The sequence below is a fragment of the Nocardia sp. CWNU-33 genome, from assembly GCF_046764895.1.
Lineage (GTDB): Bacteria > Actinomycetota > Actinomycetes > Mycobacteriales > Mycobacteriaceae > Nocardia.
Window position 1 is genome coordinate 252,251 of record NZ_JBKOQN010000006.1, and the last position, 19,880, is coordinate 272,130.

The 19,880-nt window shown below is 66.5% G+C and carries 20 protein-coding genes; 9 read left to right on the plus strand and 11 right to left on the minus strand.

What is annotated here, in order from left to right; genetic code table 11:
- Positions 1–23 precede the first annotated feature (23 nt).
- Complete coding sequence (locus tag ACLMAL_RS10705) at positions 24–1,325, plus strand: PepSY-associated TM helix domain-containing protein (protein ID WP_411998901.1); 1,302 nt, start codon at positions 24–26, stop codon at positions 1,323–1,325.
- 96 nt (positions 1,326–1,421) lie between these two features.
- Complete coding sequence (locus ACLMAL_RS10710; protein WP_411998902.1) at positions 1,422–2,525, plus strand: DUF6585 family protein; 1,104 nt, start codon at positions 1,422–1,424, stop codon at positions 2,523–2,525.
- A gap of 107 nt (positions 2,526–2,632) precedes the next feature.
- Here ACLMAL_RS10710 and groL read toward each other — a convergent pair whose 3' ends face one another.
- Positions 2,633–4,258: a chaperonin GroEL gene (gene groL / locus ACLMAL_RS10715; protein ID WP_328406806.1), complete on the minus strand. Its 1,626-nt coding sequence runs from the start codon at positions 4,256–4,258 to the stop codon at positions 2,633–2,635.
- A gap of 220 nt (positions 4,259–4,478) precedes the next feature.
- Positions 4,479–4,772: a hypothetical protein gene (locus tag ACLMAL_RS10720; protein WP_411998903.1), complete on the minus strand. Its 294-nt coding sequence runs from the start codon at positions 4,770–4,772 to the stop codon at positions 4,479–4,481.
- Positions 4,773–4,969: 197 nt separating this feature from the next.
- Between ACLMAL_RS10720 and ACLMAL_RS10725 the strand changes: the two genes are divergently transcribed.
- Complete coding sequence (locus ACLMAL_RS10725; protein ID WP_411998904.1) at positions 4,970–5,644, plus strand: suppressor of fused domain protein; 675 nt, start codon at positions 4,970–4,972, stop codon at positions 5,642–5,644.
- Between the two features lie 68 nt (positions 5,645–5,712).
- Entirely contained in the window at positions 5,713–7,776 is a 2,064-nt protein-coding gene (locus ACLMAL_RS10730) for an NAD(+) synthase (protein ID WP_411998905.1), read from the plus strand.
- A gap of 267 nt (positions 7,777–8,043) precedes the next feature.
- Here ACLMAL_RS10730 and ACLMAL_RS10735 read toward each other — a convergent pair whose 3' ends face one another.
- The 7 genes from ACLMAL_RS10735 to ACLMAL_RS10765 all read right to left on the minus strand — a co-directional run bounded on the left by ACLMAL_RS10735 (position 8,044) and on the right by ACLMAL_RS10765 (position 13,269).
- Positions 8,044–8,772 (minus strand): Clp protease N-terminal domain-containing protein, encoded by a 729-nt coding sequence (locus ACLMAL_RS10735; protein WP_411998906.1) that lies wholly within the window; start codon positions 8,770–8,772, stop codon positions 8,044–8,046.
- 108 nt (positions 8,773–8,880) lie between these two features.
- Positions 8,881–9,786, minus strand: coding sequence for an NAD(P)/FAD-dependent oxidoreductase (locus tag ACLMAL_RS10740; RefSeq protein ID WP_411998907.1), 906 nt, complete (start codon positions 9,784–9,786; stop codon positions 8,881–8,883).
- A gap of 27 nt (positions 9,787–9,813) precedes the next feature.
- Complete coding sequence (locus ACLMAL_RS10745) at positions 9,814–9,975, minus strand: FAD-dependent oxidoreductase (RefSeq protein WP_411998908.1); 162 nt, start codon at positions 9,973–9,975, stop codon at positions 9,814–9,816.
- A gap of 113 nt (positions 9,976–10,088) precedes the next feature.
- On the minus strand, positions 10,089–11,132 hold the full coding sequence (locus ACLMAL_RS10750) for an RNA polymerase sigma-70 factor (protein WP_411998909.1): 1,044 nt from the start codon (positions 11,130–11,132) through the stop codon (positions 10,089–10,091).
- Between the two features lie 66 nt (positions 11,133–11,198).
- Entirely contained in the window at positions 11,199–12,098 is a 900-nt protein-coding gene (locus tag ACLMAL_RS10755) for a CDP-alcohol phosphatidyltransferase family protein (RefSeq protein WP_406238991.1), read from the minus strand.
- Positions 12,098–12,829, minus strand: a complete 732-nt coding sequence (locus ACLMAL_RS10760; protein ID WP_411998910.1) for a phosphatidylserine decarboxylase — start codon at positions 12,827–12,829, stop codon at positions 12,098–12,100. Before ACLMAL_RS10760 ends, ACLMAL_RS10755 begins: the two co-directional genes overlap by 1 nt.
- 173 nt (positions 12,830–13,002) lie before the next feature.
- A complete protein-coding gene (locus tag ACLMAL_RS10765; protein WP_411998911.1) occupies positions 13,003–13,269 on the minus strand; it encodes a GlsB/YeaQ/YmgE family stress response membrane protein in 267 nt (88 codons plus the stop codon).
- A gap of 225 nt (positions 13,270–13,494) precedes the next feature.
- Here ACLMAL_RS10765 and ACLMAL_RS10770 point away from each other — a divergent pair, with 225 nt between their 5' ends.
- Entirely contained in the window at positions 13,495–14,523 is a 1,029-nt protein-coding gene (locus ACLMAL_RS10770; RefSeq protein ID WP_328406816.1) for a beta-ketoacyl-ACP synthase III, read from the plus strand.
- Between the two features lie 12 nt (positions 14,524–14,535).
- On the opposite strand, the gene ACLMAL_RS10775 is transcribed toward ACLMAL_RS10770, so the two are convergent.
- Together ACLMAL_RS10775 and ACLMAL_RS10780 are read right to left on the minus strand one after the other, a co-directional pair.
- Complete coding sequence (locus ACLMAL_RS10775) at positions 14,536–15,246, minus strand: SIMPL domain-containing protein (protein WP_411998912.1); 711 nt, start codon at positions 15,244–15,246, stop codon at positions 14,536–14,538.
- 10 nt (positions 15,247–15,256) lie between these two features.
- Positions 15,257–15,712: an SRPBCC family protein gene (locus ACLMAL_RS10780; protein ID WP_411998913.1), complete on the minus strand. Its 456-nt coding sequence runs from the start codon at positions 15,710–15,712 to the stop codon at positions 15,257–15,259.
- 252 nt (positions 15,713–15,964) lie between these two features.
- On the opposite strand from ACLMAL_RS10780, the gene ACLMAL_RS10785 reads away from it, so the two are divergent.
- From ACLMAL_RS10785 to ACLMAL_RS10800, 4 genes are read left to right on the plus strand one after another with little or no spacing between them, the layout of a single operon-like run.
- Entirely contained in the window at positions 15,965–16,126 is a 162-nt protein-coding gene (locus ACLMAL_RS10785) for a hypothetical protein (protein WP_406233981.1), read from the plus strand.
- A 52-nt stretch (positions 16,127–16,178) separates the two neighbouring features.
- Complete coding sequence (locus tag ACLMAL_RS10790; protein WP_411998914.1) at positions 16,179–17,846, plus strand: FAD-dependent oxidoreductase; 1,668 nt, start codon at positions 16,179–16,181, stop codon at positions 17,844–17,846.
- A 13-nt stretch (positions 17,847–17,859) separates the two neighbouring features.
- A complete protein-coding gene (locus ACLMAL_RS10795) occupies positions 17,860–19,386 on the plus strand; it encodes an ATP-binding protein (RefSeq protein WP_411998915.1) in 1,527 nt (508 codons plus the stop codon).
- On the plus strand, positions 19,383–19,739 hold the full coding sequence (locus ACLMAL_RS10800) for a UBP-type zinc finger domain-containing protein (RefSeq protein WP_411998916.1): 357 nt from the start codon (positions 19,383–19,385) through the stop codon (positions 19,737–19,739). The genes ACLMAL_RS10795 and ACLMAL_RS10800 overlap by 4 nt, the downstream gene beginning before the upstream one ends.
- Positions 19,740–19,880 lie beyond the last annotated feature (141 nt).

Here is a 19,880-nt window from a genome sequence, read left to right on the forward strand (position 1 = left end):
AAATTTAGGTTAGCCTGCCCTGCATGACAGGAGTGGATTCGCGTAGCGCGAGTGCCCTCGAGGCAACCGGCGATCGTTCGAAGCCGTCCGCCCGGGTCGCGCCCGCGAACCGACCGCGTCGGCGCAGGCGGAAGCCGATTCGCCAAGTGCTGATCCGTACCCATCGCTGGTCCGCACTGACGCTCGGCCTACTGCTGGTCATCCAATGCACGACCGGGGCGGTCCTGCTCTACCACGGCGAACTCTTCCGAGCGAGCCATGGATCGTTCTATCAACGGACCGATGCCGCGCCGATCGTCACGACCGAACAGGCCGTCGACCTCGTACGCGCCGCCGACCCGGACTTCGACGTCGGCTGGGTCGGCTCCGACGGCGGCGTGATCGCCGTCGGCAACCGCGGCTCCACCGCCGCCTACGCGGTGGACCCCGGCACCGGCCGGATCAATGCCCGCGCCGGGCTCACCGACGGTGTGCTCGGCTGGCTGGTCAACCTGCACGACTGCGCATTCGGCTGCCTCCGCTATGTGGGCACGGTCCCCGCTGTGAACGGCAAGGCGCCGATTCTCGACGTGACGTGGGCCTACCTGATTCTCGGCGGCCTCGGAGTCCTGCTCGTCCTGCTCGCGGTATCCGGCGCTGCCGTGTGGTGGCCTTCGCTGAAGCGCATACGCCACGGTTTTCGCGTCCGGACGAACAAAGGCCGTTTCGCTAGGGACCGCGATCTGCACAACGTCATCGGCATCCTCGGCGTCCCCTTCCTGCTCATGTGGGGGATCACCGGCATCGCCTTCGAATTTCCGGCCGTGGAGCAGGCCTGGCTCGCCGTCACCGGCGGCAACGCCGTCACCGAGATGCCCAACGACACCTTCACTCCGCGGCCGACCGCACCACAGCGCCCACCGGTGTCCATCGGCGAGGCGAGCACTATCGCACTCCAGCAGGTACCGGGCCGACTCGCCTATCTGAAACTGCCCGGCGAAAAAGCCGACTATTACCGAGCCTCGATAGCAGGCGCCTATTCACCCTACGCACACCGTGCCTTCTACAGCGGCGATGTCCTGGTCTATATCAACGCCAGAGACAGCGCCGATATCAAGGTGGTCGATTCCAGTCACGACCGGCCGGTAGCCAATACGTTCTACGACAAAGTCTTCCGACCCGCCCACTTCGGGTGGCTTGTCAATGGCTGGTGGCGCATTATCTGGCTGCTGCTCGGCCTGACACCCGCGGCCCTCGCCGTCACCGGCATCTCAACCTGGCTGGTCAAACGACGAACCCGACGAAACGCCCGCACCCTCCGTGCCGGCCGCGACTCAGTGACGTAAGCTCGGCCGATCGCAGGCAAGCGAAACTGGGGTGGCGACCGCTGGTCGAGTGACATACGCTTCGCCGCGGAGGAAAACCGCCTCATGGAGGGACAATTGACCACTCCGAGCACGGTGAAGCAAGGCGAAACCGGAACCAGCCTGGCGCAAAAGGTTCCACTGACGCAGCTGATCCACTTGATGGCCGAATACCAAAAGCTCGGCACGCACCGCCAGACATTTCGACCGGCGGCGCCTGCGAAAGATAACTTCGTGCGCGGCTGCGGCATCGTGGCGGGCGGGTTTGCCACGGTCGGCGCGATCTGCGCGGTGGTCGGCGCGTACCCGGGCAGCGTTGCGGTCAGCCTGCTTGCCCTCGTACCCGCGTCGATGGCATTCGTCTGGGGCAGGCGCAACCGGCACAACCGCGCCGCGCGCCTCGACCTCTTCGAATCCGGCATGACCGTGTACCGCTCCGGCGAGCAGATCGCCGGGTTCCGCTGGGACAGCGCCGAAGTACGCCAGCAGGTGATTCCGTTCCAGAGCACCGCGCCGTCGGACTACTCGTTCGAGATGAGCGGCCCCGGCGACACCGCGGCCGCGTTCGACGACGGACTGTTCGACGACGCGCGCGAGTGGGCCAAGGCGATCCAGTCGGCAATCACCGCAACCCAATTGCCCCGCGCGGTCATCGCCATCGACGAGGGTGCGACCGTGAATTTCGGCGAGATCAGCCTGCACCTGGGGGCACTCATCTTCCGCGACAAGATCTTCGCGTGGGAGCAGATCCAATTGATCGACGCCCGTAGCGGATTGGTCCGGATGAAGGTCGACGGCAGCTGGGTATCGCTCACCCCCGTCGGCAGGATCCCGAACTTCTACATCTTCAACGAAATCGCCGAACGACTGCGCCAGGCTGCCGCCGAAGAATTAGCAGCAAGAGGATCGATCGCTGCGGAACCGGCCGAGGCCGCCGCCGCTCCGAGCGCGGATGCCACAGCCGCGCAAGTCGAACCGTCCACTGCCGCTGCGCAAGTCGAACCGACCGATGCCGCGCCTGTTGCCGAGCCGGAACCACCCCACACCCCGGAGATCACCGACGACGAGGAGCCCGATGTCACCGGCTCGGTGAACAATCCGAGCAAGGGCAAGAAGAATTCCACAGCAGGCACCGCGCGCGACAACCTGAACCCGGTAGACCTGAGCGCCGCGTCCAACTGACGCACACCCAACCGCTGCGCCACACCGACCGATACCGAAACGCCGGAAGCCGGCCACCCGAGGGTGGCCGGCTTCCGGTTTCTGCAGGTGTTGCCGGGAGGCTGGACTCAGAAGTCCATGCCACCCATGCCACCGGTCGGGTCGCCGGCGGGAGCGGCGGCCTTCTCCGGCTTGTCGGCAACGACGGCCTCGGTGGTGAGGAACAGAGCCGCGATGGACGCCGCATTCTGCAGCGCGGAGCGGGTGACCTTCACCGGGTCGGCGACACCGGCGGCAAGCAGATCCTCGTACACGCCGGAGTCGGCGTTGAGGCCATGGCCTGCGGGCAGGTTGGAAACCTTCTCGGCGACAACGCCGGGCTCGAGGCCGGCGTTGAAGGCGATCTGCTTCAGCGGAGCCGACAGCGCGACACGCACGATGTTCGCACCGGTCGCCTCGTCGCCCTCGAGCTTCAGGTCGTCGAGAGCAGGAGCCGACTGCAGCAGAGCCACGCCACCACCGGCGACGATGCCCTCTTCGACGGCAGCCTTGGCGTTGCGCACAGCGTCTTCGATGCGGTGCTTGCGCTCCTTGAGCTCGACCTCGGTCGCGGCACCGGCCTTGATGACCGCAACACCGCCGGCCAGCTTGGCCAGACGCTCCTGCAGCTTCTCACGGTCGTAGTCCGAGTCCGAGTTCTCGATCTCGGTGCGGATCTGCGCAACGCGGCCCTTGATGGCCTCCGCGTCGCCCGCGCCCTCGACGATGGTGGTCTCGTCCTTGGTGATGACGACCTTGCGGGCCTGGCCGAGCAGCTCGATGCCAGCGGTCTCCAGCGAGAGGCCGACCTCTTCGCTGATGACCTCGCCACCGGTGAGGATGGCGATGTCGGCGAGCTGAGCCTTGCGACGGTCACCGAAGCCGGGCGCCTTGACGGCGACGGACTTGAAGGTGCCGCGGATCTTGTTGACCACCAGGGTCGACAGGGCTTCGCCCTCGACATCCTCGGCGATGATCAGCAGCGGCTTGCCGGCCTGGATGACCTTCTCCAGCAGCGGCAGCAGGTCCTTGACGGTCGAGATCTTCGAGCCCACGAGCAGGATGTACGGATCCTCGAGGACCGCTTCCTGACGCTCCGGGTCGGTGACGAAGTAACCCGAGATGTAGCCCTTGTCGAAGCGCATGCCCTCGGTGAGCTCCAGCTGGAGACCGAAGGTGTTGCTCTCCTCGACGGTGATGACGCCTTCCTTGCCGACCTTGTCCATGGCCTCGGCGATCAGCTCACCGATGGACGAGTCGCCTGCGGAGATACCAGCGGTAGCAGCGATCTGCTCCTTGGTGTCGATCTCCTTGGCGGTGTCGAGCAGGCGCACGGTGACGGCCTCGACGGCCTTCTCGATGCCACGCTTCAGGCCGAGGGGGTTGGCACCGGCCGCGACGTTGCGCAGGCCCTCACGCACCAGCGCCTGGGCGAGCACGGTGGCGGTGGTGGTGCCGTCGCCGGCGACGTCATCGGTCTTCTTGGCGACTTCCTTGACCAGCTCGGCGCCGATCTTCTCGTACGGGTCCTCCAGCTCGATCTCCTTGGCGATGGAAACACCATCGTTGGTGATCGTGGGGGCGCCCCACTTCTTCTCCAGAACGACGTTGCGACCCTTGGGGCCCAGCGTCACCTTTACCGCGTCGGCGAGGGCGTTGAGGCCCCGCTCGAGACCGCGGCGGGCCTCTTCGTCGAACGCAATCATCTTGGCCATTGCGAAGTGATCCTCCAAGTAATGAGGCTGACACGCAGGGCGACCGCTTGTCGGATCGCCCCATTTACGCTGGCCAGGTTCGGTGCCCGCGACGGACGACCGGGGGTGTCGATGGAACCCGGTCTCACCGTCCCGACCTGGCACTCACAGGTAGAGAGTGCCAAAGCCCTTTTTAGCACTCAGGGGTGTCGAGTGCAAGGTACGGCGACACCGCGCCCACTCAGTCTCGGTCGTCGACGCGCAGCAGCAATGCCACGAAGGCGTCGGTACGACGCTCCTCGGGCGTGCGCGGCTCCCCACCCTCGACCGTGACGAGCTCGGCATCGTGCAACAGCAACTCTGCCTCGACCCGCATGACAGCTCGGATGAATGGCGGTGCCACCTCCGGGGGAAGATCGCCGTTGACGATGTACTCGCCGTCCGGCCCCGACTCCGTGGACACGTAGGACAGCGCATGTATCAGGTCAGCGCGCCGCTCCCCTGCCACTAGGTCGGAATCCGTGTCATCCGCCATTGCTATAGCTTAGCGGCCGCCGATCTTGACCGCTGTCGGAGATCGTGCGTCGGCGCGCCGCGTCAGAGCCGAGGTGCAGGTAAGAAAGCCCAGGTCACCCGGCCCGCCGTTCAGAGTCGACCGCAAACCGCTGTCCGCCAACGTCTTACGATTGCGTGCGACGCGCCGGGTGGACGACACGGAACTAGAGTGGCGACGTGAGTGAAGCACCGGGCTGGGACGCCATCGACGGCGCCCTCGCACAGTTGTACGACGGCGTCGAACCCACCCATTGGGCGCCGGAACTGCCCTGGTCGCTCGGCGGTCCCGATCCGCTCGACGGCATCAGCGTGTATCCGCGCACCGACCCGGTCCCGCACTGGCACTACCTCGGCTATGGCATGAGCGAGCTGTACGAGAAGGAGTGGGACAACCCCGCCGAATCGGGCTGGGGATTCGAATTCACCTTCCGGCTGGTACGCCTGCCCACCGATACCGTGCCACCGGTGTGGCCTGGCAACTTCATGCAGAACCTCGCCCGCTACGTCTTCCAGTCGGGCAAGTGGTTCGAGCCCGGCCACACCATCAAGGCAAACGGGCCCATCGCCACCGACCGCGCGGACGCGACCGTCCACGCCGTCGGGTTCGCCGTCGACCCGGAACTCGGCGGCATCGACACCCCGAACGGCAGCCTCCAGTTCCTGCAGATCGTCGGTCTGACCATGCCCGAGTACCGGGCCGCGCAGGGCGGGAACCTGCTCACCCTGCTTGCCGAGCTCGAGCCGCTGCTGCCGCTGTTCGTCACCGATGTCGAGCGCGAATCGCTGATCGCCGAACCGCCGCCGAAGGTGGACTGGCCGCGTTGGGGCGGCGGGCTGCGCGGCAGGCAGTAGCCCCGGCCGGGGGTAGATTTCGCGGCGGAGCATGATCTCGTTCGACTCGATCCCGAAGGGGGACGACGATGCCCGACCTGGCGTTCGAATCGCTCTACCGGCACGGGTTCGCGCGGGTGGCGGTCGCGGTGCCACGGGTGCGGGTCGCCGACCCTGCCTACAACGTCGAGGAGACGCTGCTGCTGGCCTGCCAGGCGGCTGACGCCGGCGCGGTACTGACGGTGTTTCCCGAGCTCGGGCTGTCCTCCTATACCTCCGACGACCTGTTCCATCAGGATGCGCTGACCGACGCGGTGGAGGCGGCGCTGGGACGCCTGGTCGCCGCGAGTGCGGACATCGACACGGTGCTGGTGGTCGGGGCACCGGTCCGGGCCCAGGGCAGGCTGTTCAACTGCGCGATCGCGGTGAGCGGGGGCGTTGTGCTCGGCGCCGCACCCAAGAGCTACCTGCCGAATTATCGCGAGTTCTACGAGAAGCGGCAGTTCGCGGCGGCGCGGGAGAACTTGGCAAACCAGATCACGATCGCGGGTCGGCGGGTGCCGTTCGGAGCCGATCTCCTGTTCACCGCGACCAATCTCGACGGATTCGTCTTTCATCTGGAGATCTGCGAGGACGGCTGGGTGCCGCTGCCGCCGAGCGGGTTCGCCGCACTTGCCGGTGCGACCGTGCTCGTCAACCTCTCGGCCAGCAATATCGTCATCGGCAAGGCCGACTATCGGCGGGCGCTGTGCACTTCGCACTCGGCGCGCTATCTGGCCGCCTACCTGTATTCGGCTGCGGGACACGGCGAATCGACGACCGATATGGCGTGGGACGGACAGGCCCTGATCTGCGAGAACGGCGATCTGCTCACCGAAGGTGAGCGGTTCGCCGATCATCCACAATTGATCACCGCCGACCTCGACCTACCGCGCCTGGCCGCGGATCGATTGCGCACCACCAGTTTCGCCGACAATGTGCACGACCACCGCGACCATCTGGTTCGGCTGCGGCGCATCGAGATCGAGTTGCCGGTGCCGACCACCACCGTCGAGCTGCGACGCGAAATTCCGCGCTTCCCTTACGTTCCCGCCGACCCGACCGCACGCAACGAGCGCTGTGCCGAGGTGCACCACATCCAGGTGGAGGGCCTGAGCACCCGGTTGCGGGCCACCGGAATCCAGCGTGTCGTCATCGGGGTCTCCGGCGGGCTCGACTCCACTCAGGCGCTGATCGTGGCGGCCAAGACCATGGACCGGCTCGGGCTGCCGCGGACCAATGTGCTCGCCTACACCATGCCCGGCTTCGCGACCGGGGCGCGCACTCGCAACGACGCACACCGGTTGATGCGCGCACTCGGAGTGAGCGCAGCGGAGATAGACATCCGGCCCTCGGCCACCCAGATGCTGCGCGACCTGAATCACCCTGCCGCCGACGGCGTTCGGCAATACGACATCACCTACGAGAATGTGCAGGCCGGCGAGCGGACCGCCCATCTGTTCCGGCTGGCCAATCAGCACAATGCGCTCGTCGTCGGCACCGGTGATCTCAGCGAACTCGCGCTCGGCTGGTGCACTTTCGGCGTCGGCGATCATATGGCGCATTACAGCGTGAACGCCTCGGTGCCCAAGACGCTGATCAAATACCTGATCGCCTGGGCAGTGGACACCGATCAGTTCGGCGCGGATGCGGGCGAGGTGCTCGCGTCGATCCTGCAGACCGAAATCTCGCCGGAATTGATTCCCACCACCGATTCCGACGCGACCGGACCCGGTCAGAGTTCCGAGGCCACCGTCGGCCCGTACGAGTTGCAGGACCTCCACCTCTACAACCTGCTGCGCTTCGGCTACCGCCCGAGCCGCATCGCCTACCTGGCGTGGCAGGCCTGGTCGGACACCGCCCGCGGCAGCTGGCCCGATCTCATCCCCGCCGACCAGCGCAATGCCTACGACCTGCCGACCATCAAACACTGGCTCGCGGAATTCCTGCGCCGCTTCATCCAGACCAGCCAGTTCAAACGCTCGACGCTGCCGAACGCCCCCAAGGTCGGCTCCGGCGGCTCACTGTCGCCGCGCGGTGACTGGCGCGCTCCCAGCGACGCCTCGGCCGCCGCTTGGCTCGACGAACTCGCCCGCAACGTGCCCGATCGGTGATACCTCAGCCGGCCCGTAGATACGTGCCGACGGTGTTGCGCTGAGGGACATTCGGGAGACCGTTCGACCGCCCGCGCCGCGATAGCTCGCACACCGCAGCCGCTCGACGCCGCCGAGCCGACGACCTGCGCCGAACCCGTGCCTGCCTGGCACGGGCGGCAAAGGCGGCACGGAATCCGGCCAGCACCTGCCGGATTCGGCTGCGACACCGAACGTGCGCCGGACGGACGGTCATCCGGTCGCCGTGGATGTCCGCCCATCCCCTTGTCATGGCTGCTCGGTGGCGATCACTGAAAGCAGTTCGACCAGATGGGTTTCCACCTGGGGCTTGTAGACGCCGACACCGGCGAACAGGCCGAGACCGTTCTCCTGCTCCAGCAGTGCGAGCAGGATGTGCTCGGTGCCGATGTAGTTGTGGCCGAGGCGCAGTGCCTCGCGGAAGGTCAGCTCGAGCACCTTCTTCGCCTCCGGGCCGAACGGGATCAGCGGGGGCACCTCGTCCACCCGAGCCGGTAGGCCCGCCGTCGCGACCTCGCGGACGGTCTCCAGCGAACCGCCCTGCACGATGATCTCCTTCGCACCGAGACCCTCGGGTTCCGACAGCAGCCCGAGGATCAGGTGTTCGATGCCGATCTGGGCATTGCCCGCCGTGCGGGCGGCTTCCTGCGAGGCCATCACGACCGCCCGCGCCCGCGGGGTGAATTTGGCGAAGCCGGCGTTGGGGTCCATGGCGGCGGCGTCCTCCGCCGCACCGGGCGCCTTGGGCACGAACCGCTTCTGGGCGGCCTGCTTGGTAACGCCCATGCTGGCGCCGATATCGGTCCATGACGCGCCGGAGCGGCGGGCTTGGTCCACGAAGTGGCCGATCAGGTGATCGGCTACTTCGTCGAGGTGTCCCGCGGCGACCACCGCGTCGGAGAGTTGTTCCAGCACGTCGTCGGGACGCGCTTTCTTGATGCCTTCGATCAGATCGTCGAGCCGTATGTTGTTTGCCATGCGTCAACCATAGGTTGACGATTGTGCATCGTCAACCCTTCGTTGACGATGTCGCCCGGCGGGTGGCGCCACCGCACCGCACCGGAATATCGAGCGCGTCGGCGATGTTCAGGGGCGGGCAGCCCGACCGGCGCCCCGCACGATCTGTTCCTTGAACCACGCGGCCGTACGACCGGTCAGCATGGTGCGTCCCGGGGTGTCATCTGCGTGCAGGAACTGGATGAGTCCGTCTCGGCGGCCGAGGCTGAGGCACTGGAACACATAGCGGAAACGCAGTTTTCGCGGGTCGCGACCCCGCATCCTCGCGACCACGGCATCCGCCGCGTACTTGCCAGTCGGCAACGCGGTCGCGCAGGCCATGCGCAGCTCTCGATCGCCGGGGCCGGCGACGACCGCACTGTCGCCCGCCGCATAGACATCCAGATGCGAGACCGAGCGCAGCGTCGGGTCGGTCAGCATCCGACCATCGGCGGCCACCGCGATGCCGGATCTGCGCGCGAGATCCGACACACCGAATCCGGTGGTCCACACCGTCGCCGTGGACTCGATCAACTCACCATCGGCCAACCGGACCCCCTCGGCCGACACCTCGATCACCTTGGCGTCCGACCGGATTTCGACCCCGAGCCGCTCGAGCACCCGCCGCACATGGGCCTGTGCGCGCTGCGACATCCACGCACCGGGCTCCTCCGAACTGAGCAGCAGCACGCGCGAATCCGGCTCGGGCTCCGCCACTTCCGCGGCCAGCTCGATGCCGGTCGCGCCGCCGCCGACCACGATCATCCGCGCCGTTTCGGCTTGCTCGAACAGCTGGATCGCATCCTCGGGGGTGGCCACCGAGAAGGCGTGCTCGGCGACACCCGGCACGCCGGCCGGGTCGGCCTTGCTGCCGAGCGCATAGACGAGCGTGTCGTAGTCGAGAGCAGGCGCGCCGTCCAAGATCACCCGCCGGGCGTCGGCGTCGAGCTCCATCACCCACGCCTGGACGAATTGTATTCCCTTGGCGACCAACAACTCTCGAAGATCCCATGCCGGAATTCGCTACCCGACGGCTTGCTGATGCAGTCGCACTCGCTCGACATAGCCGGCGCGTCCGTCGACGACGGTGATCCGCGCATCCTGCGCTGTGCTCGCCAAGCGGCGGGCCGCGGCGAGCCCCGCGTATCCGGCGCCGAGTACGACAATTCGATGCTGTCCGGTCATGATGTGGCTCCTTTTCAACAGGTCGACACCCTTCAGACCAAACCGGCTGCCGATCCATGACAGCTGCCGGGCATGAGCCGCATCACACTGACGTTGTCCCAGAGCCTCCGGTCTCAGGCGGGCGAACCGCCAACGCGACCGAGATAGGCGAGTTTCTCGGGATTCACGATCAACCGCAGCGCGGTCACCGTATCGCCCGCCGTTTCCACATCGACGACGAGCAGCGGGTCGCCCGCCACCCAGGCGACGACCGCGGGCGAACCGTTGAGTTCCTGCACCGCGATCTCCAAACCTGGCACCTCCCAGCGGAACAGCCCGATCAGGTAGCGCGCGACATTGTTCGCGCCGACGATCGGACGCCGTGCCGTGTTGACGACACCGCCGCCGTCGGCCGTCGAGGTGGCGTCGGCGGCGAGCATCCGCTCCAGTGCCTCGACATCGCCGTTGCGTGCGGCCTTCAGGAATCGCTCGATCAGCTCGCGAGCCTGGTCGGAGGGCACATCGAAGCGCGGCCGTCCTTCCCGCACTCGCAGGCCGGCCCGCCGGAAGATTTGCTGCGAATTGGTCTCGGTCAGCGTGAGCATGTCGGCGATCTCTCGGTGGGCATAGCCGAACGCCTCGCGCAGTACGAATACCGCCCGCTCGACCGGGCTCAACCGCTCCATCGCGGTCAGCAACGCCAGCGAAACCAGCTCGCGCTCCTCCACCGATTCCAGCGGGCCCAGCTCACCGGCGGCCGTCGGCACCGGTTCGGGTAGCCACGGCCCGACATAGCTCTCCCGGCGCGCCCGCGCCGAAAGCAGCCAGCTGCGACACAGATTCACGACCGCGGTGGTCAACCAGGCCTCCGCGGACCGAATGGCGTTGCGGTCGGTACCATCCCAGCGCAGGTAGATCTCCTGCACCGCGTCCTCGGCCTCGCTGGCCGATCCGAGCATTCGATAGGCGAGCGCGAACAGCCGCGGTCGATGCGCCTGGAATTGGCGCAATCCATCCGGTTCCACCCACACCTGCTTCCGCGCTCTGCCGTCCGGGAAGACGCTACCGCTTGTGCCCGACCCGACCCGAGAGCGCTCACCGCCAGTGGTGGGAGACCGCCGCCGGAAACGCACGAGCCGGGTGTGGTCGCCGGTGTGGTGCGCAGCGCGAATGCTCATACCTCGGCAGCCTGCATGCCGAGGTATGAGGAATCCACGTCGGAAACCTGCGGACCGCCGCAGCGATCAGCGTGACACGTCGTCTTGCCGCTGCCTGCCGCCCGGCCTGCGCAGGCGTAAGCGAGCGCTGGACACGCGGATGGCCGGGCGACGGATCGCGGGCATACGCCGCTGAGCACGGCGCTGAGCACGGCGCTCGGCCGGCTTGTGCTCCCAGGTCTCCGGTCGCGCGGCGACCCAGCGCTGCGAGTGCCAGGCGAACGGGATATGACCGAGGTACAGCGCGACCAACACCAGCAGCAGCACAATCGGGTAGGTGACCAGCGCCGCCGCGGCGACCGCGACCAACACGAGCAGGCCCGCTGCGGCCTGCGGTGCCACCGACACCGACTTCATTGCCAGCGTGGGGATGGTGCTGACCGACAGCGCGGCGGCGCACAGGGTCCACAGCGCGACCTCGTAGAAGCCGACCCACCAGCCGTCACCGAACTGCACGAACAACGCGATCGGCACCAACGCGATGAGCGCGCCCGCAGGCGCGGGCACGCCGACGAAGTATTCGCGCGACCAATCCGGGCGGGTGTCGTCGTCCATCAGGGTGTTGAACCGGGCCAGCCGCAGCACGATGCTCACCGCGTACATCAGCGCGACGATCCAGCCTGCGCTATTGCTGTCCAGTAGCGCGATGTACAGCACAAGGGCGGGCGCGACGCCGAACGAGATGGCGTCCGACAGCGAATCGAGCTCCGCGCCCATCTTGCTGGTGGCGTCGAGCATGCGGGCCAGCCGCCCGTCGAGAGTGTCGAGCACCGCCGCGGCGCCGACCATTGCGAGCGAGATGTTGAGCTTGCCGTCCAGGGCGAATTTCACCGCGGACAATCCGGCGCACAGCGCCAGGATCGTCACAATGCTCGGCAGCAGCCGGATCGAGCGGCTACGCCGGGGCTTGGACACGGCGTGCTCCATCATGACTCGGCGGATGATGAGCCCAACACCGCTAGGACGGTTTCGGCCCCGATGGTGCGCTGTCCCGGCTCGACAAGTAGCTCGGTGCCCGCCGGGAAGTAGGTGTCGACGCGCGAGCCGAAGCGGATCAGCCCGTAGGTATCGCCGATGGTCAGCACGTCACCGACCTTCGCGTCGCAGACGATGCGCCGGGCCAGCAGCCCGGCGATCTGGACGACGACGACCTGTCGGCCGTCGGGGGTCTCCAAGACCATGCTGTTGCGCTCGTTCACCGAGCTGGCTTCGGGCAGGTCGGCCGAGCGGAACTGGCCGGGCTGATGCGAAACGGCGCGCACGATGCCGGAGACCGGCGTGCGCTGCACGTGCACGTCGAGCACCGAGAGGAAAATGCTCACCCGGGGCAGCGGCTGGTCGCCGAGGCCCAACTCCGGTGGCGGAGAAGCGGTGTCGACGAGCGCGACCTCACCGTCGGCGGGTGCGACGACGACGCCCGCCCGATTCGGCGGCACCCGGTTCGGGTGCCGGAAGAAGGTGGCGCAGGCCGCCGCGGCGAATAGTCCGCTCCGGCGCAGCCACTTGCGACGCCCACCGAGGACCGCCACCGCTAACGGCGCGGCCACAAACGGCAGGCCGGCGGGGTGCAGCGGGGGAATCGCGGCCCGAACCAGATCGACGACATGGCCGACTCCGGTGGTTTCGGGCGTGCCGGGCGGGGTGGGGCGGCGTGCCACAGGCTCCTCTTTCGTGCTCGATACAGGTGGAATGCGCCCCTCAACAATAGGTCGAGCGCAAGCGATCACACCCTAATCGACGTAGCCGGACATCGTCCGCCCACAGCCCGCACCGGGCCCAGCGAAGGCGAGGCACTACCGAGCATAGGAGCCTGTGGCAGGTGTTGCCGGTATCAGGCTCGACGGCCGGTGAACAGCTTCACCAAGAACAACAGAAGGGCCGCACCGCCCAGGCAAGTGAAGAAGCTGAACCAGAGGCCGCCGCCCTCGACGTCGACGCCGAGCAGCTTCAGCAGGAATCCACCGAGTAGACCTCCGACGATGCCGACAACGATGTTGAGAAGGATGCCCTGCTGAGCATCTGTCTTCATGATCTTGCTGGCGATCCAGCCGGCGAGTCCGCCGATAATGATCCAGCCGATAATCCCGAGTCCCAGCATGTTGTCCTCGAATCACTAGTTGGGGCCTGCCGCCAACAGCAAAAGGCGTGCTCAGAGGGTATACCCGCGGAATGCGAGAATACGCACTGGCGCGCAGCGATCCTAGGGCTAATATGAGGGGGCCTCATGTCTACGGGCACGTAGGTAGTTGACCGATGAGGGACTCATTTACATGCTTCGGGGTACAACCCGGCGGCGCCGCCGCAGGTACATAGGAGACGCATAATGGCTGCTCGAATCGCCCAGTACACCGGGGCAGAGCACACGGCGATCCTCGGGCTCGGCGTATACCGCCCCGCCCGGATCGTCACGAACGATGAGGTGGCGGGTCCGATCGACTCGAGCGACGAGTGGATCAGGACCAGGTCGGGAATCAAGACCCGGAGGTTCGCTTCGGAAACGGAAACGATCCAGAGCATGAGCGTCGCGGCCGCCCGTGACGCGCTCGAATCCGCAGGGGTCGAGATCGACCATGTCGACTGCGTGATCGTTGCTACGTCCACCCATCTACTGCTCACCCCGGCGGCCGCGCCGCGCATCGCCACCGAGCTCGGCATGAACGGCGCGGCGGCCTTCGACGTCTCCGCTGGTTGCGCCGGCTTCTGTCATGGGCTGGCGCTCGCCTCGGATCTGGTGCGCGGCGGCACCGCGAACCATGTGCTGGTGATCGGTGTGGAGAAGCTGACCAACACCGTCAATCCGACCGACCGCTCCACCGCATTCCTGTTCGCCGACGGTGCGGGCGCCGTGGTGGTCGGGCCGTCGGACACTGTCGGGATCGGCCCGACGGTGTGGGGTTCGGACGGCACCCAGCATCACGCGATCCGGCAGGACAAGGACTGGATGGAGTTCTTCGCCGAGATCGAGGAGAAGGGGCTCGACGCGGTCCGCCCCTACATGGCGATGGAAGGCACCGCAGTGTTCCGCTGGGCGGCGCATTCCTTGGAGAAGGTCTGCCGCGACGCCATCGATCGGGCGGGGCTGTCCACCGACGATCTGGACGCGATGATTCCGCACCAGGCCAACGGCCGGATCATCGAGATCATGGCCCGCGTGCTGAAACTGCCGGAGCACTGCGCGCTGGCCAACGACATCGAGGAGACCGGCAATACGTCGGCCGCCTCGATTCCGCTTGCCATGGAGGCACTGCTGCGCACCGGTGAGTCGAAGCCGGGCGATACCGCGCTGCTCATCGCCTTCGGCGCGGGGCTTTCCTACGCCGCCCAGGTGGTCACACTGCCGAAATGGCAGTAGCCACCGGGTAATTCAGCCGAGGCCCCAGGTGACTTTCACCGTGAAAGTCACCGTCTGGGTGCCCGGCTCCAAGGCGAAGGACTCCGGCGCCCCGTCGCGCAGGGCCTTCGGGTTGTCGTCGCGGCTGCTTGCCTCGTTGATGGTGCTGACGTCCGTCAGTTTCAACCCGGCAAGCACCGCGTACTGCTCGGCCCGCGACTTCGCGTCGGCGAAGGCACGCGAGCGCGCGTCGGCGAGCAATCGCGAATCGTCATCGAGTGCGAAAGAGACACCGCGCAGTCGAGTTTCGTTGCCGCCCGCCTTGACCCCGCTGTCCAGGATCGCCGAGGCCTTCGACAGGTCACGGACCACAATGTGCACGGAGTTGGTCGCTCGGTAACCGATGATGGTCTGGTTGCCGCCGTTCGGGCTGCCGGCGTATTGCGGTTGGATGGAGATCTCGGTGGTGCGCGCGTCCTCCCGGGCCAGGCCCACGGCCACCATGGCGTCGGAGATCGCCTTGGCCTTGTCGTTGGCACCGTTGATCGCCGCGGATACGTTGTCGGCGTTCACCTCCACCCCGAGATCCGCATTCAGGGTGTCCGGGGCACCGCGCACCTGACCGGACCCGACCACGGTGACCTCGCGGTCGGGTCCCGAATCGGATTTACCACAACCGGACAGCAGCACAGCCGTCCCCGCCGCAGCCGCAATGGCCGCGGTAAAGCGCGTGTTTCGTCGCATACGACGAAAGCTACGCCTGCGCCTCGACCGCTGTCTTGATCTTGCCGAGCGTCTCGTTCATGCCGCGCACGAGTTCCTCTTCGAACGGCTGCTCGCCACCGAGCGCGGCGTTGATGGCCGTGCGAGAGAACCAGGTGGTGCCGTTGGGGACATCGCGGCGTTCGATCAGCCTGGTGCCGGTCGCGGTCGGTTCCAACGTGTAGCTCCAGATGCTGCGGTTCTCGTTGATCCGGAACGCGAAGGCCTGGTTGGGTTCATAGCGCACGATCCGCGCGGTGGTCGGCCAGTACTTCTTGCCATCAGTATTGAGGTTGAACGTCCAGGTGCCCGCCTTCGGCGTGCCGAGCGCGAGCATCCTGACGCACTGCGGGCTGAACTCCGGCATCCGCTTCAGGTCGCCGATAACGGCCCACACCTGCTCCGGGGGTGCGGCGATGTCGATCGTGACTTCGAGGTTTTTCGGCAACACTGCCTCCGGGAGAACTGCGGCGACCGGACCTATTTCGGTCCGGCCAGCACGATTTGACGATTATCTCGCATACTAAATATGCAGCAGTTGGAAGACAAACACATCACATTTTCGAGATTTGTTCACCTGCCCGTGTAATGGCCAGCGCACAATCACGGATAGACGAAGCATCAGACACTGCCACCAACTTTTCCGTCCAGCGTGAGGTGATCGGCCGTGAAACTGCGCTCGCTTTTACACCGTCGGCACGTGGAACAGCTTCCGCTGCTACCCGCTGTCGAATCCTCCGATGGATCTGCGGCTCGTGGCTCGCCCTCCTCGCTCGCAGCCCGCATGATCGCTCAGGAAGAACTGCTCGAGCGCCTGCTCACACCGGGCGAACTCGACATGGTGCGCAAGCACCGGGTGTGATGGCGGGCAAACGCCAGCGACACCAGCCCCGGCGAGGATCCATACTCGTTAGGTGACTTCACCCGCTGCTACGAAGCCGGCCATCCTCAGCGTCGACGACGACCCAGGGGTCTCCCGCGCGGTCGTGCGCGACCTGCGCCGCCGCTATGGCGCCGAGTACCGGATTCTGCGCGCGGAATCGGGCGCCACCGCGCTCGACGCGCTTCGTGAGATGAAACTGCGCGGCCAGCCGGTCGCGGTACTGATCGCCGACTACCGGATGCCGGGCATGGACGGCATCGAATTCCTCGAGCAGGCAATGGACCTGCACCCGTACGCCCGCCGCGTGCTGCTGACCGCCTACGCCGACACCAGCGCCGCGATCGACGCGATCAATGTCGTCGATCTCGACCACTATCTGCTCAAGCCGTGGGATCCGCCGGAGGAGAAGCTGTATCCGGTGCTCGACGGGCTGTTGGAGGCCTGGCGCAGCAGCGAGCAGCGGCCGGTGACCGAGACCAAGGTGGTCGGCAACCGCTGGTCGCCACGGTCGTCGGAGGTACGCGAGTTCCTCGCCCGCAACCAACTGCCCTACCGCTGGTATATCGCCGACGAGCCCGAAGGCGCACGGCTGCTGGAGGCGGCGGGCGCCGATCCGGAGCGATGTCCCGTCGTCATCACCGAAGCCGGGCAGACGCTGGTGCAGCCGAGCGACGGCGAGTTGGCCCAGAGTGTCGGGCTGAGCACGAATCCGACCGGCGACTTCTACGACCTCATCGTGGTCGGTGGTGGCCCCGCGGGTCTGGGCGCGGCGGTCTACGGTGCCTCCGAGGGCCTGCGCACGGTGCTCGTCGAGCGAACGGCAACCGGCGGCCAGGCCGGACAGAGTTCGCGGATCGAGAACTATCTCGGTTTCCCGGATGGTGTGTCCGGATCGCAGCTCGCCGATCGGGCCCGGCGGCAGGCGGCCAAGTTCGGCGCCGAGGTGATCACCACCCGTGAGGTGGTCGGTCTCGAGGTGAACGGGTCCGCGCGCACCGTGCGGTTCGCCGACGGCGGACGGCTCTGCGCGCACACGGTGATCATCGCGACCGGCGTCGACTATCGCCGCCACACCGCTCCCGGCGTCGACAACTTCACCGGGCGCGGTGTCTACTACGGCTCGGCGATGACCGAGGCATCCGAATGCTCCGATCACGACGTCTACATCGTCGGCGGGGCGAATTCGGCGGGCCAGGCCGCGGTCTTCCTGTCCCGCAACGCCCGCACCGTGCACCTGGTCATCCGCGCGGACTCGCTGGACAAGTCCATGTCGCACTATCTGATCCAGCAGATCGGGCAGATACCGAACATCAAGGTACACACTCGCACCGAGGTGATCTCCGCCGACGGCGACGACCACTTGCAGCAGATCGTGCTGCGCAATAACGAAACCGGCGCCGAGGAGAAGGCCGAGGCCGAGCGGCTGTTCCTGTTCATCGGCGCGGCGCCGCAGACCGATTGGCTCGACGGAGTGATCAAACGGGATCCGGCCGGGTACGTGCTGGCCGGACCCGATCTGCTCGTCGACGGCGCCAGACCGGCCGGTTGGGAATTACCGCGGCCCCCACACCACTTGGAAACAAGTGTGCCGGGCGTCTTCGTGGCCGGTGATGTGCATGCCGACTCGGCCAAACGCGTGGCTTCCGCAGTCGGTGAGGGTGCTATGGCTGTCATGCTCGTGCACCGGTATCTCGCGTAATCAGGAGGCTGACATGAATTCGAAAGATACCGCCGCGCGCAGCAGCCGCCTGGTTTGCGATCCCGCGGAATTGCGCAAGCTTTTTCTCTTCGAGAAGCTCGACGACGAACAGCTCGAATGGCTATGCGCGGACGGGCGGGTGGAAACCATCGAACCCGGTTTGGTTTTCCGTGAGGGCGATCCGGCGACCTGCTTCTATGTACTGATGGACGGCGAGGTGGTCCTCACCAAGCTCTCCAGCGGCACCGAGATCGAAATGGTCCGCACCGATCACAAGGGCGCGTATGCGGGCGCCTGGATGGCCTACATGGGCGACAAGGTCGACCAGACCTACAACGGCTCGATGTCCGTGCCGCGGCCATCGCGGTTCTTCGTGCTCGACGCCGGCGCCTTCGCCAGGATGATGCACGAGTGGTTCCCTATGGCGGTGCACATGCTGGAGGGCGCGTTCTTCGGCAACCGCAACTCCAACGAACGCATCGCCCAGCGGGAACGGCTGCTCGCGCTCGGGTCGCTGTCGGCGGGCCTGACCCATGAGCTGAACAACCCCGCCGCCGCCGCGGTCCGCGCTACCTCGGGGCTGCGAGAACGGATCGCCGGGATGCGGCACAAGCTGGCGATGATGGCCGAAGGCAAGTTCGACACGGAATCGCTCGTCTCGCTGGTGCGCCTGCAGGAGGAGGCGGCGGCGCAGGTCGCCAAGGCGCCGGAGTTGACGCCGATGGAAGCCGCCGATCGCGAGGACCTGCTCGGCGAATGGCTGGAGGACCACGGCATCGGCGACGCGTGGAATCTCGCGCCGAATTTCGTCCAGGCAGGCTTCGACGTCGATTGGCTCGAGCGCGTGGCCGCCACCCTCGACGACTGCCCCGACCAAGTGTTCCAGGGCGCGATCCGGTGGCTGAACTACACCATCGAGACCGAGCTGCTGATGAACGAGATCGCCGACTCGACCACGCGAATCTCCTCGCTTGTCGGTGCGGCCAAACAGTATTCGCAGATGGACCGGGCGCCGTTCCAGGTGATCGACATCCACGAGCTGCTCGACAGCACGCTGGTCATGCTCAGTCGCAAGATCGGCGACGGGGTGCAGGTGGTCAAGGAGTACGACCGCACTTTGCCGCAGGTGCCTTGCTATGCAGCGGAATTGAATCAGGTGTGGACCAACCTGATCGACAACGCGGTGTACGCGATGAACGGCCAGGGCACCCTGACGATTCGGACCAGGCACGAAAACGACTGTGCTGTCGTCGAAATCGGCGATACCGGTCCCGGCGTACCCGCCGACGTGCGTAGTCGAATCTTCGAACCGTTCTTCACCACCAAACCGGTCGGCGAGGGCACCGGCCTCGGCCTGGACATCTCCTTCCGGATCGTGGTGAATAAGCACAACGGCGATATCCAGCTCGATTCGGAGCCGGGCAATACACGCTTCACCGTCTGGCTGCCGCTGCACCGCGCCGAGGAAAACCCGGCCGAAGCGGACTCGGCCGACGACAATCGAGGCGAACCGGAATCCAACGCAGGAGGACAACGATGACGCAGCAAGACCTGGAAGGGATCGACCCGAGCGTCGCACCGAGCGGAACCGGCTGCGTCGAATGCGAAGCGGCACAGGGCTGGTGGGTGCATCTGCGCCGCTGTGCCCAATGCGGCCACGTCGGCTGTTGCGACACCTCGCCCGCGCAGCATGCGTCCAAGCACGCCGAGGAAACCAGTCACCCGTTCATCCAGAGCTTCGAGCCGGGCGAGGATTGGTTCTGGGACTTCCGCACCGAGGAGATGTACAGCGGCGGACCGGAGTTGGCTGCGCCGACCAGTCACCCGGCCGACCAGCCGACACCGGGCCCGCGCGGGCGTGTCCCCGCCGATTGGCAGCAGCATATTCACTGACCTTCAGTGATCGATTGGGCGATCATAAGTCGCCCACCACACAGTAGGAGCGACAGCGCCGGAGCCCGACCCGGCGCCCGATCCGCTGCGGAGCCTCCCATGACGACGACCCGATCGCACCCGGTACGCTGCATCGAACGC

What these genes read in the sequence shown, in the direction of transcription:
- ACLMAL_RS10705 (WP_411998901.1), top strand. Translation starts at nt 24, where the DNA reads ATGACAGGAGTGGATTCGCGTAGCGCGAGTGCCCTCGAGGCAACCGGC.
- groL (WP_328406806.1), bottom strand. Translation starts at nt 4,258, where the DNA reads ATGGCCAAGATGATTGCGTTCGACGAAGAGGCCCGCCGCGGTCTCGAG.
- ACLMAL_RS10720 (WP_411998903.1), bottom strand. Translation starts at nt 4,772, where the DNA reads ATGGCGGATGACACGGATTCCGACCTAGTGGCAGGGGAGCGGCGCGCT.
- ACLMAL_RS10730 (WP_411998905.1), top strand. Translation starts at nt 5,713, where the DNA reads ATGCCCGACCTGGCGTTCGAATCGCTCTACCGGCACGGGTTCGCGCGG.
- ACLMAL_RS10735 (WP_411998906.1), bottom strand. Translation starts at nt 8,772, where the DNA reads ATGGCAAACAACATACGGCTCGACGATCTGATCGAAGGCATCAAGAAA.
- ACLMAL_RS10745 (WP_411998908.1), bottom strand. Translation starts at nt 9,975, where the DNA reads ATGACCGGACAGCATCGAATTGTCGTACTCGGCGCCGGATACGCGGGG.
- ACLMAL_RS10750 (WP_411998909.1), bottom strand. Translation starts at nt 11,132, where the DNA reads ATGAGCATTCGCGCTGCGCACCACACCGGCGACCACACCCGGCTCGTG.
- ACLMAL_RS10755 (WP_406238991.1), bottom strand. Translation starts at nt 12,098, where the DNA reads ATGGAGCACGCCGTGTCCAAGCCCCGGCGTAGCCGCTCGATCCGGCTG.
- ACLMAL_RS10765 (WP_411998911.1), bottom strand. Translation starts at nt 13,269, where the DNA reads ATGCTGGGACTCGGGATTATCGGCTGGATCATTATCGGCGGACTCGCC.
- ACLMAL_RS10770 (WP_328406816.1), top strand. Translation starts at nt 13,495, where the DNA reads ATGGCTGCTCGAATCGCCCAGTACACCGGGGCAGAGCACACGGCGATC.
- ACLMAL_RS10775 (WP_411998912.1), bottom strand. Translation starts at nt 15,246, where the DNA reads ATGCGACGAAACACGCGCTTTACCGCGGCCATTGCGGCTGCGGCGGGG.
- ACLMAL_RS10795 (WP_411998915.1), top strand. Translation starts at nt 17,860, where the DNA reads ATGAATTCGAAAGATACCGCCGCGCGCAGCAGCCGCCTGGTTTGCGAT.
- ACLMAL_RS10800 (WP_411998916.1), top strand. Translation starts at nt 19,383, where the DNA reads ATGACGCAGCAAGACCTGGAAGGGATCGACCCGAGCGTCGCACCGAGC.